Genomic DNA, 13,857 nt, shown 5'->3' with positions numbered 1-13,857 from the left:
TGAGTCGGGCGGCCAGAGCAAGATCTTCAGCGGTCTCCTAGGGACGATCGCCGCGGCGCGTCCTGCGCCCGCGGTGGACGCTGTGGATCAGGGAGGCGACCGTGTTGATGGCCCAGATGCTCGCCAGCGACAAAGCGATGAGGAGAGTGATCAGCGCTGCGACCATCAGGGTGATGAGGACAGCGCCCTGGGCCCGCTCCGCCACCCGAAGCAGCGAACTCGGGTGCGCCCCCACCGCTCCGACGACCGGCACCGAAACGGCGGTCAGCAGAATCGGGGCGAGTCGCGGACGCTCGTCACTCTCCGGCACAAGCACTCATTGTGCAGTTCTTCACGAGCGATGGCGATGGTCCGGCCCGGCGTGGGCCTCTTCAGCGTCCCGACGAAACGGGCGAAGGCCTCGGCCGGGAAGGTGTGGGTGGCTCCGGCGGGGCCTTGGAGTCGCGGACGGCAATGCTCGGACAAGGCCGGGAACTGGGCCGGGCCGAGGCCGAGACGGTCCTGCACATCCTGGAGTGGCGCGAGTTCGCCGTTCCCGATGGCGTACGGGAGCAGGTCCCATCGTGCCCGGACCTCGGTCAGCCGGAGGCATGGGCGCAGCGGGCCGTGCACCTCACGGACGCGGCGGAGTTGTCCCGCACGGAGTGAGAGGCGGGCCGGGCCGCGTCAAGGCAGGGCGAGGACGCAGAACTCATGGCCCTCCGGGTCGGTCAGGCAGGTCCAGGGGACGTCGCCCTGGCCGAGGTCGAGGTCGGTGGCGCCGAGGGCGCGCAGCCGGGTCACCTCCACCGCCCTGTCGTCGCCGGGGTACGGCAGCAGGTCGAGATGGACGCGGTCCGGTGTGGTTTTCGCGCCGGGCGTGCGGAGGAACTCCAGGTACGGGCCGACACCCTTGGCGTTGCGCAGCACCGCACGGTCGTCGGTCACCTCGTGCAGGGTCCAGTCGATCGTTTCGCCCCAGAACCGGGCCATGGCCCGCGGATCCGCGCAGTCGACCACCACCGCGGCGATCGGACCGGTGTCCCGGTAGACCTCCCGGGGCTCCAGCACGCAGAACTCGTTCCCCTCGGGGTCGGCGAGAACCGTCCACGGCACTTCGCCCTGGCCGACGTCGGCGGGCGTCGCGCCGAGAGCCTGCAGACGTGCGACCAGCTCCGCCTGATGGGACACGGAGGTGGTGGCGAGGTCGAGGTGCACACGGTTCTTGGCCGCCGTCCTGGGTTCCGGGACGGGAACGACGTCGACGCAGACGAACACCGGGTCCGGCCAGACGGGGCCGCCGCCCGGTCCGACGTAGGTGGTCACGCCGGGGTGACAGGCGCTCCAGCCGAGCGCCTCCGCCCAGAACCGGCCGACCGCCGGGGCGTCCAGGGCCTTGATGTTCACCATCACGGGGCGCAGCGCCATGCCGACGATCCTATGCACCCGTTCGGCGCCGGCATCCGCGCACCAGGGGGACGGTGTGAGCCCCGGCGCGCCGAGGGGCGGTTCTCTCAGCTCACGTCGGACGGGTCCCGCCCCGCGTCATGCCGCCGCCCACCCGGATGTCGTGCGGCGCGCCCTCCCCCAGGCGCAAGGGCGGCCCGCAGCCCCGGCACCCTCAGGACAGCAGTTCGGGGAAGCTGTCCCGGAACTCGCCGGTCTGAGCGCCGTAGCCCGCCTTGAACGCGGCCGACCCCGGGTCGTTCAGGTTGCCGTGCGGCACGTTTCCGCCCTCCAGGAAGTCCGGTATCGAGCGGAACGCCGCGGCTGCCGCTTTCCACCGCTCGCCGCCCCTGCCGCGCGCCGTCGTGAGAAGCTCGTACAACTCCCGTTCGACGTCGCCGATGTGCCCTTGTGGGTGGTCCTCCGCGCGCCGGTCCTCCGGTGTGCGCAGCCGGGTGTCCTGCCCGGCGGCCGGGCGCAGCACCGCCAGTGCCACGAACAGCCCTCCCGCTCGGTCGAGTTGGGCCATCCTCTGTGCCGACATGAACGAATCATTGCCCGCAGCGGGGTGAGGGGAACGCACCCGCCGGGAAGACGCGTACAACTTCCGGCCGCTCCCACGCGTCAATCCAGCGGGCGCAGGCGTGCGCTCACACGACGTTCCCAGGGGGACAGACCCATGACCCACCGCATGACCCGACGCGCCAGAGTGCTGGCGGCTGCCCTCGGCGCCGGCGTCCTGATGCCCACCGTGGCCGCGGCCACCCCCGCCGCCGCGGCCACGCCCGCCGTCAGCTGTACGTCCGCCAAGGCGGGCCTCGCCGCCAAGTTGCAGAAGGACATCACGGGCGCCCTCGCGAACCGCAAGAGCACCGTCGCGCTCGGCCTGTACGACCGGAGCACCGGCACCACCTGCACCCTGCACGCCACCAGCTCCTACGACTCGGCCAGCACCGTCAAGGTCACCGTGCTCGCGACCCTGCTGTGGGACGCCAAGAAGCACAACCGCTATCTGACCGACCGTGAGGTCACCCTCACCAAGGCCATGATCACCAAGTCCGACAACAACGCCACGACCGCGCTGTGGAAGCAGCTCGGCATGACGAAGATCAAGGGCTTCCTGGCCGCCGCCAGGATGACGAAGACCGTGCCGGGCGCGAACGGCTACTGGGGACTGACCCAGGAGAACGTCACCGACGAGCAGAAGCTGCTCAAGCTCGTCACCGCCAAGAACAGCGTGCTGAGCGACAACTCCCGGGCCTACATCCTGAAGTTGATGGGCCAGGTCATCTCCTCGCAGCGCTGGGGCACCCCGGCCGGCGCGCCGTCCACGGTCTCCGTGCACGTCAAGAACGGCTGGCTGCAGCGTGCGACCCATGGCTGGCGGGTGCACAGCCTGGGCACCTTCAACGGCGCCGGCCACGACTACATGATCTCGGTGCTGACGCAGGACAACAGCACCATGGACTACGGCGTCACCACCATCCAGAACGTCGCCAGGGTCATCCACAAGGACCTGGTGCCGACCACCTCGGCCACCACGCTCTACACCCCGACGAGCGAGCCCAGCGAGGCCTTCGTCGCGGTGCCGCCGCAGGGCTGACGCCGAGCGGATCCACGGCGCGGTCTCCCGCCGGACATCCGCTCGCCCTACGGTGACCGGCATGCGCCTGAGAACCGTACTCGCCACCCTGACCGCCGGCCTGGCGGCGGCCACCACGCTGACCGCCACCGGGCCCGCCGCCGCCGACTCCACGGGCGACCCCGCCTGTTCTCCGTCCGTCTCCATCGACCGCTTCTCCGACGCGCTGGACAAGACGACGTACGACGGCACGTTCGTCGGCAACTTCTCCGCGCTCGCCGTCGAACGGGACGGGTCGATCGCCGCCCTGGAGGACCGCTCCGTCCTCTTCGACCTCGATCCGAAGACCCTCCAGCCGAGGTCCGCCGTCCACCTCGCCGACGAGAAGGGCGCCGACCTCGACTCCGAGGGCCTGGTCGTCGACGTCCCCCGCTCTCGGCTTCGCTCGAGCGGCGGGACCCCCGTCGGCACCCGGCTGGTCACCTCCGAGACCGAGCCGTCCGTCCGCCGCTACTCCGCCGACGGCAGGATCCTCGACCGGCTCCCCGTCCCGTCCTCCCTCCTCGTCGCCCCGGCCGGCCGTGCCACCGCCAACCAGACCTTCGAGGGCCTGACCCTGCTGCCCGGCGGCCGTACCCTGCTGGCGTCCATGGAGGACGCGATCGCGGGCGACTCGACGGGGATCGTCCGCTTCCAGACCTGGCGGCGCACCACGGGCGGCCACTTCAGGCTATCCGCCCAGTACGGCTACCGCACCGACGCCGGGCTCGGCGTCCCCGAGGTCCAGGCCACCCCGGACGGCCGCCTCCTCGTCCTGGAACGCGGCTTCACCTCCGGCGTCGGCAACACCGTCCGCCTCTATCTGGCCGACCTCCGGCACGCGACCGACACCAGTGGCATCGAGAACCTGACGGGGCAGCCGGGAGTGCGTCTGATCAAGAAGACCCTGCTGACCGACATCGCCACCTGTCCCTCGCTCGGCGCCACGGCCAGGCAGCCCCAGCCCAACCCGTTGCTGGACAACATCGAGGGCATGACGATCACGGGGCGTGCCCACACCGGCCGCCTGAAGGTCCTCCTGGTGAGCGACGACAACCAGAACCCGACCCAGACGACGAGGTTCTACTACCTGCGGGTACGGGTCTGAGCCGCCCCTCGCCGTGTCCCTCGTCCTGTTGCGGAGGGATGAAATCCGCATCGTGCGGCGTTGGTGTCTTCCGGTAGAGCAGGTCGACAGGAAGGCACCCGCGTGTCACCGCAACGGGGATGGGCAAGACGGCTCGCAGGCTACGCCTGGCGGTACCCCAAGGACGTGGTCCTCGCCCTCGGTTCCTCCCTCGCCGGCATGGCCGTCATGGCGGTCGTCCCGCTGATCACCAAGGTGATCATCGACGACGTGATCGGGAACCACACCCGCTCGATGGCCACCTGGGCCGGCGCCCTGATCTGCGCGGCCCTCCTCGTCTACGGCTTCACCTTCGTCCGCCGCTACTACGGCGGTCGGCTCGCCCTCGACGTACAGCACGACCTGCGGACCGAGATGTACGCCACGATCACCCGCCTCGACGGCCGCCGCCAGGACGAGCTGTCCACGGGCCAGGTCGTCGGCCGGGCCACCAGCGACCTCCAGCTGATCCAGGGCCTGCTCTTCATGCTCCCGATGACCATCGGGAACGTCCTGCTCTTCCTGATCTCCCTGGGGATCATGGCCTGGCTGTCCCTGCCGCTGACCCTGGTGGCGCTCGCCGTCGCCCCGGCCCTGTACGGCATCGCCAAGCGCAGCCGCGGGAAACTGCACCCCGCCACCTGGTACGCCCAGGCCCAGGCCGCCGCCGTCGCGGGAGTGGTCGACGGCGCGGTGAGCGGTGTACGCGTGGTGAAGGGCTTCGGGCAGGAGGAGCAGGAGACCGGCAAGCTCAGGGAGGTCGGACGCAGGCTGTTCGCGGGGCGGCTGCGCACGATCCGTCTGAACAGCACGTACACCCCCGCCCTGCAGGCCGTCCCCGCCCTCGGCCAGGTCGCCATGCTGGCACTCGGCGGCTGGCTGGCCGTGCGCGGGCACATCACGCTCGGCACCTTCGTCGCCTTCTCCAGCTACCTCGCCCAGCTGGTCGGCCCGGTCCGCATGCTCGCGGTGGTCCTCACGGTCGGCCAGCAGGCCCGCGCCGGCACCGAGCGCGTCCTGGAGCTGATCGACACCGAGCCGACGACGAAGGACGGCACCAAGGCGCTGCCCGGCGACGCGCCGGCCACCGTCGAGTTCGACGACGTGTCCTTCGGATACGACCACGAGCGGCCCGTGCTGGACGGGCTGAGCTTCGAGATCCGGCCGGGGGAGACCCTCGCCGTCGTCGGTTCCTCCGGCTCCGGCAAGTCCACCCTCTCCCTGCTGCTGCCGCGCTTCTACGACGTCACCCACGGCGCGGTCCTGGTCGGCGGCCACGACGTGCGCGAGCTGACCCTGGACAGCCTGCGGGCCGCGATCGGGCTCGTGCCCGAGGACTCCTTCCTCTTCTCCGACACGGTGCGCGACAACATCGCGTACGGTCGTCCCGACGCGACCCAGGAGCAGATCGAGCGGGCCGCCCGCGCCGCCCAGGCGGACCGTTTCATCGCCGAGCTTCCCGAGGGCTACGACACCAAGGTCGGTGAGCAGGGCCTGACCCTGTCCGGCGGCCAGCGCCAGCGCATCGCACTGGCCCGCGCCCTGCTGACCGATCCCCGCCTCCTCGTCCTCGACGACGCCACCTCCGCCGTCGACGCCCGGGTGGAGCACGAGATCCACGAGGCGCTGAAGCACGTCATGGGGGGCCGTACGACCCTGCTCGTCGCGCACCGCCGCTCCACGCTCAACCTCGCCGACCGCATCGCCGTCCTCGACGGCGGCCGGCTCGCCGACCTCGGCACCCACGAGGAACTCCAGGAGCGGTGCGCGCTCTACCGCCGGCTGCTGACCGACCCGGACGAGCTGGGCGGGGTCTCCCCGGGCCACGCCGAGCCCGCCGTACCCCGCGAGGACACCTCGGTCCGCGAGGAGCTGGACGCCGAGTTCGACGCCGAGCGGGGCGTGACCCCGAGCCTGTGGACCGGCGACCGCACCCCGAAGGACCAGGCGCTCAGCGGGACACCGGCCACCCCGGAACTCCTCGCGCAGGTGGAGGCGCTGCCCCCGGCCACCGACACCCCCGGCATCGACGAGTCCCGCGCGGTCCTGCCGGAGGACTCCTACGGCCTGCGCCGCCTGCTGCGCGGCTTCGGCCTGCCCCTCCTGGCCAGCCTGCTGCTGGTCGCCCTGGACGCGGGCGCGGGCCTGCTGCTGCCGGTGCTGATCCGGCACGGCATCGACGCCGGTGTGACCAAGATGGCGATCGGCGCGGTGTGGGCGGCCTCGCTGCTCGGTCTGCTGACCGTGCTGGTGCAGTGGGCCGCGCAGATCGGCGAGACCCGGATGACCGGCCGCACCGGCGAGCGTGTGCTGTACACGCTGCGCCTGAAGATCTTCGCCCAGCTGCAACGGCTCGGGCTCGACTACTACGAGCGCGAGCTGACCGGCCGGATCATGACGAGGATGACCACGGACGTCGACGCCCTGTCCACCTTCCTGCAGACGGGTCTGGTCACGGCGTTCGTCTCGGTCGTCACCTTCTTCGGCATCATGGGCGTCCTGCTGGTGATCGACCTCCAGCTCGCCCTCGTGGTCTTCGCGACGCTGCCCCCGCTGATCGTGGCGACCTTCTTCTTCCGCCGGGCGAGCGTGAAGGCGTACGAACTGGCGCGTGAGCGGGTGTCGGTGGTCAACGCCGATCTGCAGGAGTCGGTGGCGGGACTGCGGATCGTGCAGGCCTTCCGGCGCGAGCGGGACGGCGGGCGGCGGTTCGCCGAGCGCAGCGACAGCTACCGGAGCGCCCGCATCCGGGGCCAGTGGCTGATCTCCGTCTACTTCCCGTTCGTGCAGCTGCTGTCGTCCGTCGCCTCGGCCTGCGTGCTGGTCGCGGGCGCGGGCCGCGTGGAGGCGGCGACCCTGACGACCGGCGCCCTGGTCGCCTACCTGCTCTACATCGACCTGTTCTTCGCGCCGGTCCAGCAGCTGTCCCAGGTCTTCGACGGCTACCAGCAGGCCACGGTCTCCCTGAGCCGCATCCAGGAGCTGCTGCGCGAGCCGACGTCCACGCAGTCCGCGGACGAGCCCCGCGAAGTCCTCTCCCTGCGCGGCGAGATCGCCTTCGAGGACGTGTACTTCGCGTACGGCGCCGACGAGGAGGCCCTGACCGGCATCGACCTGACGATCCCCGCCGGGCAGACGGTGGCCTTCGTCGGCGAGACGGGCGCCGGCAAGTCGACCCTCGTCAAACTGGTGGCGCGCTTCTACGACCCGACCGCCGGGCGGGTCACGGTCGACGGCGTCGATCTGCGCGCCCTGGATCTGACCTCGTACCGGCACCGCCTCGGCGTGGTCCCCCAGGAGGCGTACCTGTTCCCCGGCACCGTCCGGGACGCCATCGCCTACGGCCGTCCCGAGGCCACCGACGCCGAGGTGGAGGCGGCGGCGCGGGCGGTCGGCGCGCACGAGATGATCGCCCGGCTGGAGGGCGGCTATCTGCACGAGGTCGCCGAGCGCGGCCGCAACCTGTCGGCGGGCCAGCGCCAGCTGATCGCGCTCGCCCGCGCCGAACTGGTCGACCCGGACGTCCTGCTCCTCGACGAGGCCACGGCCGCCCTCGACCTGGCCACGGAGGCCCAGGTCAACCGGGCCACCGACCGCCTGGCGGGCCGCCGTACGACGCTGGTCGTCGCCCACCGGCTGACCACGGCTGCCCGCGCCGACCGGGTGGTGGTGATGGACCACGGGCGGGTCGCGGAGGACGGCACCCACGAGGAACTCCTCGCCCGCGACGGCCGGTACGCCGAGCTGTGGCGCACCTTCGTCGGCCGCCCCGAGCCGGAGGAGCCGGTCACCGCGTCCCGCTGACCCCTCGGCGTACCGGGCCCCGTCGACGTGTGCCGCTGACGGCCGTGCAACCATCCGACATACGTCGTGCGTCCGTACAGGGGTACGGATACCGGGGGTGCAGGACCACGCCGAGGGGGAGAACGACAGTGGACACTGGTGGGATACGACGGCGGCTCGCGCTCGGCTTGGCCGTGCTGGCCGCGACCGGGACGCTCGGCCTCGTGACGGCCGGCGCCGCCCAGGCGGCCCCGGCGGGCGGCTGCTCCGGACGCGAGGTGCGGGCCCTGTCGTTCAGCACCGGGGTCACCCACGTCTACAAGCGCGACGGCTACGTCTGTGCCGTCACCGTCGCCCGGCACCCGGGCTCCGCCCAGCCGATGTCCGTCAGCGTCCAGGCCCGCGGCAGCCGCCCGGTCGTCGACAGGGGCTGGTACCGCCACCACGCGGGCCCGGTCACGGTCCACGCCGGCCACCGCTGCGTATGGATCAGGGGCTCGGTGGGCAGCCCGGGCATCAGCTCGGGCTGGATCCTGTGCTGACGTCCGAACGGATCTGACGGTCCGTCAACTTCCGTGCGTCGGCCGCATGGACGGCCGCGTCCGTCCCTGGCTCCGCCGGCCCGGGGAACCGGGCGGGCGGGCCGTTCGTCCAAGGTGCAGGTTGCCGGACGAGTCTTCCGTGCCGTGGTGTCGGCCCCTCGCGACTGGCCGCGAAACGCCGACCCACCCTCTTCGCCGCGGCACGGCCGGCGCCCGCCGTCACCGGCGCGCCCCCCTCCCATGCGCCGGTGACGGCCCCTTCCGTGGTTACTGTGCATTCCCTTGACGGAAAGAAACTTCCCGGATATTGGTGACTCCTCGGAAGTTTCCTTCAGTGGTTCTCCTCCGGAAGGAGCGCACGTGCACGACGCCGGCACGGGAAGCGACACCAGCACGGGAAGCACGGGACACACCGCAAGACCCTCCAGACGCGCCGTCCTCGCCGCGACCGCGGGCCTCACCGCCGCGCTGGCCGTGCCGACGACCGCCCGCGCCGCCACGCCCGGCGACGACCTCCGGCTGCGCGCCCTGATCTCCCGGATGACGCTCGAGGAGAAGGTCGGCCAGCTCTTCGTGATGCGGGTCTACGGCGCCTCCGCCACCGACCCCGACCGGGCCGACGTCGACGCCAACCTCAAGGAGATCGGTGTCCGCACGGCGGCCGAGCTGATCGCCAAGTACCGCGTCGGCGGCATCATCTACTTCGCCTGGGCCCACAACACCCACGACCCGCGCCAGATCGCGGACCTCTCCGACGGCATCCAGCGGGCCTCCCTCAGCCGGCCACGCGGCCTGCCGATGCTCATCGCCACCGACCAGGAGCACGGCGCGGTCTGCCGGGTCGGCAAGCCCGCCACCCTCTTCCCGGGCGCCATGGCGATCGGCGCCGGGGGCTCCCGCGCCGACGCGCACACCCTCGGCCGCGTCTCCGGCACCGAGCTGCGCGCGATGGGCATCAACCAGGACTACTCCCCGGACGCCGACGTCAACGTCAACCCGGCGAACCCGGTCATCGGCGTACGGTCGTTCGGCGCCGACCCCGACGCAGCCGCCGCGCTGGTCGCCGCCGAGGTGAAGGGTTATCAGGCCGCCCGGGTCGCGGCCACCGCCAAGCACTTCCCCGGCCACGGCGACACCGCCACCGACAGCCACACCGGCCTCCCGGTCATCACCCACAGCCGCGAGGTGTGGGAGAAGCTGGACGCCGTGCCCTTCCGGGCCGCGATCGCCGCCGGCATCGACTCCATCATGACGGCGCACCTCCAGGTCCCGGCGCTGGACGACTCCGGCGACCCGGCCACCCTCTCCCATCCGATCCTCACCGGCATCCTGCGCGGCGAACTGGGCTACGACGGGGTCGTGATCACCGACTCCCTCGGCATGGAAGGCGTCCGCGTCAAGTACGGTGACGACCGGGTGCCGGTGCTCGCCCTCAAGGCCGGTGTCGACCAGCTCCTCAACCCGCCGTCCCTCGACGTGGCCTGGAACGCCGTACGGAAGGCCGTCCAGAACGGCGAGCTGACAGAGTCCCGCCTTGACGAATCGATCCTGCGCATCCTGCGCCTGAAGGCCCGGCTCGGCCTCTTCGACGACCCGCGCGGCGGCCGGACGGACCTCGACCGGGTCGGCACCCCGGCCCACCTGGCGGCAGCCGACCGGATCGCCGAGCGCACCACGACCCTGCTGGTCAACGAGGACCACACCCTCCCTTTCTCCCCGAGCACCCGGCCGCGCGTCCTCGTCGTCGGCGCCGACCCGGCCTCGCCCTCCGCCACCGACGGCCCGCCCACCGCCGTCCTGGCCGCCGCCTTCACCGAGCTGGGCTTCACCGCCACCGCCCTGTCCACCGGCACCGCACCCTCCGCCGCGACCATCGCCAAGGCGGTCACCGCCGCACAGAACGCGGACGCCGTGGTGGTGGCCACCTACAACGTGACGGCGGGCAGCGCGCAGACCACCCTGCTGCGGCAGCTGCTGGACACGGGCAGGCCCGTGGCGGCCCTCGCCGTGCGCAACCCCTACGACGTGGCCCAGTACCCCGCAGCCAAGGCCTGCCTTGCCTCCTACGGCTGGACGGACGTCGAGGTGCGCGCCGCCGCCCGGGTCATCGCCGGACGCGTTCCCCCGCGCGGCAAGCTCCCGGTGGCGGTGCAGCGGGCCGACGACCCGACGCAGGTGCTGTACCCGATCGGGTACGGGCTGACGTACTAGCCGTACGCCACACACCGGCTGCAATCCCTCCCAACGGGCGGAAACCCTCCCTCCTGTCTGGCGTGGCCGCCTCGCCGAGGGCCACGCTGGACCCGGGGTGTCAGGGGGGATGACCATGCGGGGGAAGGGCGTCGGCGCAGCCGCGTGTCGGGCGTGCCTGGCGTTCCTGCTGCCGGCCCTGCTGCTGACCGGCTGCCGGGGTTCGGCGGGCACCCCCGTCGGCGACGCCCGCCCCACCCCGGCCCCGACCGGCGGGTACGGCGCCGAGTTCCTCGCGGTCGGCGAGTGCAGTTCCTTCGGCACGACCAGCTTCACCGAGGTGCCCTGCGCGAGCGAGCGGGCGGCGGCCAAAGTCGTCGCCCGGTACGACGGCGCGGTCACCGACGGCCCCCTGTGCCCGGCGACCACCGACTTCGTGCTGCACATCGGCGCCCCGGCCACGGCGGGCGACGAGGACGGCGACGGCGCGATCCCGCAGGGCTACGCATGCATGCGCGACCTGGAACCCCCGCACCCCGGCGACCCCGGCCGCGGGGGCGGCCCCCGCACGATCCCCGGCGACTGCGTGTACTCCTCCGGCAGGGGCCAGGTCCGCGAGACCCCGTGCGACGGCTCCGGCTCGCACCGCCCGCAGTACCGGATCACCGGGGCGACGGGGACGCGGGAGGAATGCCCGGCATCGACGGCGCTGTACGTCCAACTGGGCGGGAACAGGCCGGTGGGGTGCGCCCGGCGGCTGTGAGCGGACGAGTTGAGGGAGCGTCGCGCCCCGCGCCGGATCCTCCGCCGTGAAGGGCGACTGGACCGCGGCGGAGGGCCGCGTGGATCATCGACGGTATGACGACGCGCTCGTACCTGATCCTGCACGGCTGGCAGAACCGGCGCCCCCGGGACCACTGGCAGCACTGGCTCGCCGACCGGCTCACCGGGCTGGGCCACCGGGTCACCTATCCGCAGCTGCCCGACCCCGACGACCCGGACCTGGAGACCTGGCTCGCCGAACTCGTCCGGCACCTGGAGGAGCTGGACGGCTCGGGGGAGCGGGTCGTCGTCGCCCACAGCCTGTCGGCCGTGCTGTGGCTGCACGCCGCCGGGCGGGACATGCCGCAACTGCGGTACGCGGACCGGGTGCTGCTCGTCGCCCCGCCGTCGGGGTCCGTCCTGGCCGGGGAGCCGGAGGTCGCCGCCTTCGCCCCGCCCGCCCTCGACGGTCCCCTGCCCGGCCCGGCACGGCTGGTCGCGGGCATCGGCGACCCGTACTGCCCCGAGGGCGCCGACCGTCTCTACGCCGAGCCGCTCGGCATCCCCGCCGACATCCTCCCGGGCGCCGCACACCTCGACCTGGACGCCGGGTACGGGCCGTGGCCCGCGGTCCTGGAGTGGTGCGTGAAGGGCAGCACACCACTCAGGGGACGTGCGGAGAAGGGGGACTGAGGGGCTGGGGGGTGTGAGACCGGGGGAAGTGGCGGAGGGCGGAGTGTCCCGGGGTCATCCCGTGGCTCCCTCCGGCGCTGCGGCGGCGGCCCCGTCGGCCGGGTCCGGTGCCCGCTCCCGCAGTTCGGGTGTCGTCGCGGCGACCGCCCCCACGGCCAGCAGGCACATCAGCCCTCCGCTGATCAGCGAGACCGCGCCGGAGGACCAGTCGGCGACCAGGCCGCCGCGCACGTTGCCGAGGCCGGGGCCCGCCTGGCCGACGATCTGCTCGGCCGCGGTGACCCGGCCCAGCAGCGCGTCCGGGGTGCGAGTCTGCACGATCGTGGACCGGGCGACCACCGAGGTGGCGTCCCCCGCGCCCGCGACGGCGAGCAGGGCGAGACCCACGCAGGGGTCGGTCGTCAGCCCGAACAGGACCAGCGCGGCGCCCCACACGGCCGCCGCGCCCAGCATGACCGGGCCCGGCCGGCCGAGCCGCGTCACGGCGCCCGACAGCGCGGTGGCCGTGACGCCGCCCACCGCCAGCGCCGACAGGAACAGGCCGAGGGTGCGCGGGTCGTCGCCGAACCGTTCGGCGTTGACCAGCGGGAACAGGCTGACCGGGAAGGACAGCACGGTCGCGGCAAGGTCGGTGATCAGCGCGCCTCGCACCACCCGGTGCCCGGCCAGGAACCGCAGCCCGTCCAGCACCCCGTGCACCCCCGCGCGCGACGGCTCGCCCTGCGGCGGCAGCGCGGGCAGTCCGAAGGCGCCGTAGAAGGCGACGCCGAAGCTGAGGGCGTCCAGCAGATAGCAGGCGCCGACGCCCAGCCGGCCCAGCAGCACGCCGGCCAGCGCGGGACCGAGCAGCATCATCGACTGGCCGGTGATCTGTTTCAGCGCCAGCCCGGCGGCCACCTGTTCCTTCGGCAGCAGACGCGGCACGAAGACCCCGGCCGCCGGGGCGCCGAGCGCGCCGAACGCCGACTGGGCGGCGACCAGCGCGAGCACGGCCGCCGCCGGGACATGCCCGGTGAATCCCTGCACCGCCAGCAGCGCGGAACAGACGGCCTGGCCCACGGTCGCGGCAAGGAAGATTCGCCGCCGGTCCGCCCGGTCCACCCAGGCGCCCGCGAGCAGCCCGAACGCCACCAGCGGCAACGCCTGCGCGAGCCCCACCGCACCGGTCCACGCCGTGCTGCGGGTCATGTCCCACACCTGGTACATGACCGTCACCATCGTCATGAACCCGCCCAGCACGGACACGGTCCGTCCGATCAGCAGCCGCCGGAAGGCGGGCGAGGTGCGCAGGGGCCGTACGTCGATGAAGGGCCGGATCACCGGTGGAGGCTAACCGGGCACCCGCGTCGAGGCCACCGAATCGACGCCGGCGAACGGGCGCGGGCCGTTTCGGACACGGGCACCGACGCGTGGCCGTACCCGGCGACGCTCCGGAGCTCCAAGACCTTCACGAGTCTCCCAGCCGCGCGACGCGGTGCACGCTCCCCCACTGCCTCAAGGGCGTGGGAGGTCTCAAGGGCGTGGGAGGTGCCCCCACTCGCCGCACCGGCGCCATGCCCAAGTACGTCCAGTACGAGGGCCTGGGGCCGGCACGGCGAGAGCACGCACCCGACGCCGCGCGGCCGCTCTTCGGGCAACGACGCGAATGGTCAGACAGGCCCTCTAGGGCGTGTTTCGAAAGTCCCGTCTGGTCCGCGACGCCTGGCACGGCACCT

Annotated in this window: 12 protein-coding genes; 8 read left to right on the top strand and 4 right to left on the bottom strand. The window is 72.7% G+C overall.

All coding sequences use genetic code 11. From position 1 onward, the window contains the following. Positions 1 to 37 precede the first annotated feature (37 nt). A complete protein-coding gene (locus tag AC5WRT_RS38075; RefSeq protein WP_496098766.1) occupies positions 38 to 310 on the bottom strand; it encodes a hypothetical protein in 273 nt (90 codons plus the stop codon). A gap of 143 nt (positions 311 to 453) precedes the next feature. On the opposite strand from AC5WRT_RS38075, the gene AC5WRT_RS38070 reads away from it, so the two are divergent. Further along, complete coding sequence (locus AC5WRT_RS38070; protein ID WP_496098765.1) at positions 454 to 648, top strand: hypothetical protein; 195 nt, start codon at positions 454 to 456, stop codon at positions 646 to 648. 18 nt (positions 649 to 666) lie between these two features. On the opposite strand, the gene AC5WRT_RS38065 is transcribed toward AC5WRT_RS38070, so the two are convergent. Beyond that, the gene (locus AC5WRT_RS38065; protein WP_496098764.1) at positions 667 to 1,407 is read right to left on the bottom strand and encodes a VOC family protein; all 741 of its coding nucleotides are present in this window, start codon (positions 1,405 to 1,407) and stop codon (positions 667 to 669) included. Positions 1,408 to 1,600: 193 nt separating this feature from the next. Further along, positions 1,601 to 1,969: a hypothetical protein gene (locus tag AC5WRT_RS38060; RefSeq protein WP_496098763.1), complete on the bottom strand. Its 369-nt coding sequence runs from the start codon at positions 1,967 to 1,969 to the stop codon at positions 1,601 to 1,603. A 135-nt stretch (positions 1,970 to 2,104) separates the two neighbouring features. On the opposite strand from AC5WRT_RS38060, the gene AC5WRT_RS38055 reads away from it, so the two are divergent. The 7 genes from AC5WRT_RS38055 to AC5WRT_RS38025 all read left to right on the top strand — a co-directional run bounded on the left by AC5WRT_RS38055 (position 2,105) and on the right by AC5WRT_RS38025 (position 12,142). Continuing rightward, a complete protein-coding gene (locus AC5WRT_RS38055; RefSeq protein ID WP_496098762.1) occupies positions 2,105 to 3,028 on the top strand; it encodes a serine hydrolase in 924 nt (307 codons plus the stop codon). Positions 3,029 to 3,089: 61 nt separating this feature from the next. Continuing rightward, a complete protein-coding gene (locus AC5WRT_RS38050) occupies positions 3,090 to 4,154 on the top strand; it encodes an esterase-like activity of phytase family protein (RefSeq protein WP_496098761.1) in 1,065 nt (354 codons plus the stop codon). A gap of 102 nt (positions 4,155 to 4,256) precedes the next feature. Continuing rightward, the gene (locus tag AC5WRT_RS38045) at positions 4,257 to 7,976 is read left to right on the top strand and encodes an ABC transporter ATP-binding protein (RefSeq protein ID WP_496098760.1); all 3,720 of its coding nucleotides are present in this window, start codon (positions 4,257 to 4,259) and stop codon (positions 7,974 to 7,976) included. A 128-nt stretch (positions 7,977 to 8,104) separates the two neighbouring features. Continuing rightward, a complete protein-coding gene (locus AC5WRT_RS38040) occupies positions 8,105 to 8,497 on the top strand; it encodes a hypothetical protein (RefSeq protein ID WP_496098759.1) in 393 nt (130 codons plus the stop codon). Positions 8,498 to 8,857: 360 nt separating this feature from the next. After that, complete coding sequence (locus AC5WRT_RS38035; protein ID WP_496098758.1) at positions 8,858 to 10,708, top strand: glycoside hydrolase family 3 protein; 1,851 nt, start codon at positions 8,858 to 8,860, stop codon at positions 10,706 to 10,708. Between the two features lie 115 nt (positions 10,709 to 10,823). Further along, positions 10,824 to 11,450, top strand: coding sequence for a hypothetical protein (locus AC5WRT_RS38030; RefSeq protein ID WP_496098767.1), 627 nt, complete (start codon positions 10,824 to 10,826; stop codon positions 11,448 to 11,450). A 95-nt stretch (positions 11,451 to 11,545) separates the two neighbouring features. Next, positions 11,546 to 12,142, top strand: coding sequence for an alpha/beta hydrolase (locus AC5WRT_RS38025; RefSeq protein ID WP_496098757.1), 597 nt, complete (start codon positions 11,546 to 11,548; stop codon positions 12,140 to 12,142). 54 nt (positions 12,143 to 12,196) lie between these two features. Here the strand turns inward: AC5WRT_RS38025 and AC5WRT_RS38020 are convergent, their stop codons facing one another. Continuing rightward, the gene (locus AC5WRT_RS38020) at positions 12,197 to 13,462 is read right to left on the bottom strand and encodes an MFS transporter (RefSeq protein ID WP_496098756.1); all 1,266 of its coding nucleotides are present in this window, start codon (positions 13,460 to 13,462) and stop codon (positions 12,197 to 12,199) included. Between the last annotated feature and the right edge of the window lie 395 nt (positions 13,463 to 13,857).

The sequence above is a fragment of the Streptomyces sp. NTD91 genome, from assembly GCF_059510455.1.
This window is presented reverse-complemented; position numbering and strand designations above follow the sequence as displayed.

Coding starts and splice junctions, on each gene's coding strand:
- AC5WRT_RS38070 (WP_496098765.1), top strand. CDS start 454: ATGCTCGGACAAGGCCGGGAACTGGGCCGGGCCGAGGCCGAGACGGTC.
- AC5WRT_RS38065 (WP_496098764.1), bottom strand. CDS start 1,407: ATGGCGCTGCGCCCCGTGATGGTGAACATCAAGGCCCTGGACGCCCCG.
- AC5WRT_RS38060 (WP_496098763.1), bottom strand. CDS start 1,969: ATGTCGGCACAGAGGATGGCCCAACTCGACCGAGCGGGAGGGCTGTTC.
- AC5WRT_RS38055 (WP_496098762.1), top strand. CDS start 2,105: ATGACCCACCGCATGACCCGACGCGCCAGAGTGCTGGCGGCTGCCCTC.
- AC5WRT_RS38050 (WP_496098761.1), top strand. CDS start 3,090: ATGCGCCTGAGAACCGTACTCGCCACCCTGACCGCCGGCCTGGCGGCG.
- AC5WRT_RS38030 (WP_496098767.1), top strand. CDS start 10,824: ATGCGGGGGAAGGGCGTCGGCGCAGCCGCGTGTCGGGCGTGCCTGGCG.
- AC5WRT_RS38025 (WP_496098757.1), top strand. CDS start 11,546: ATGACGACGCGCTCGTACCTGATCCTGCACGGCTGGCAGAACCGGCGC.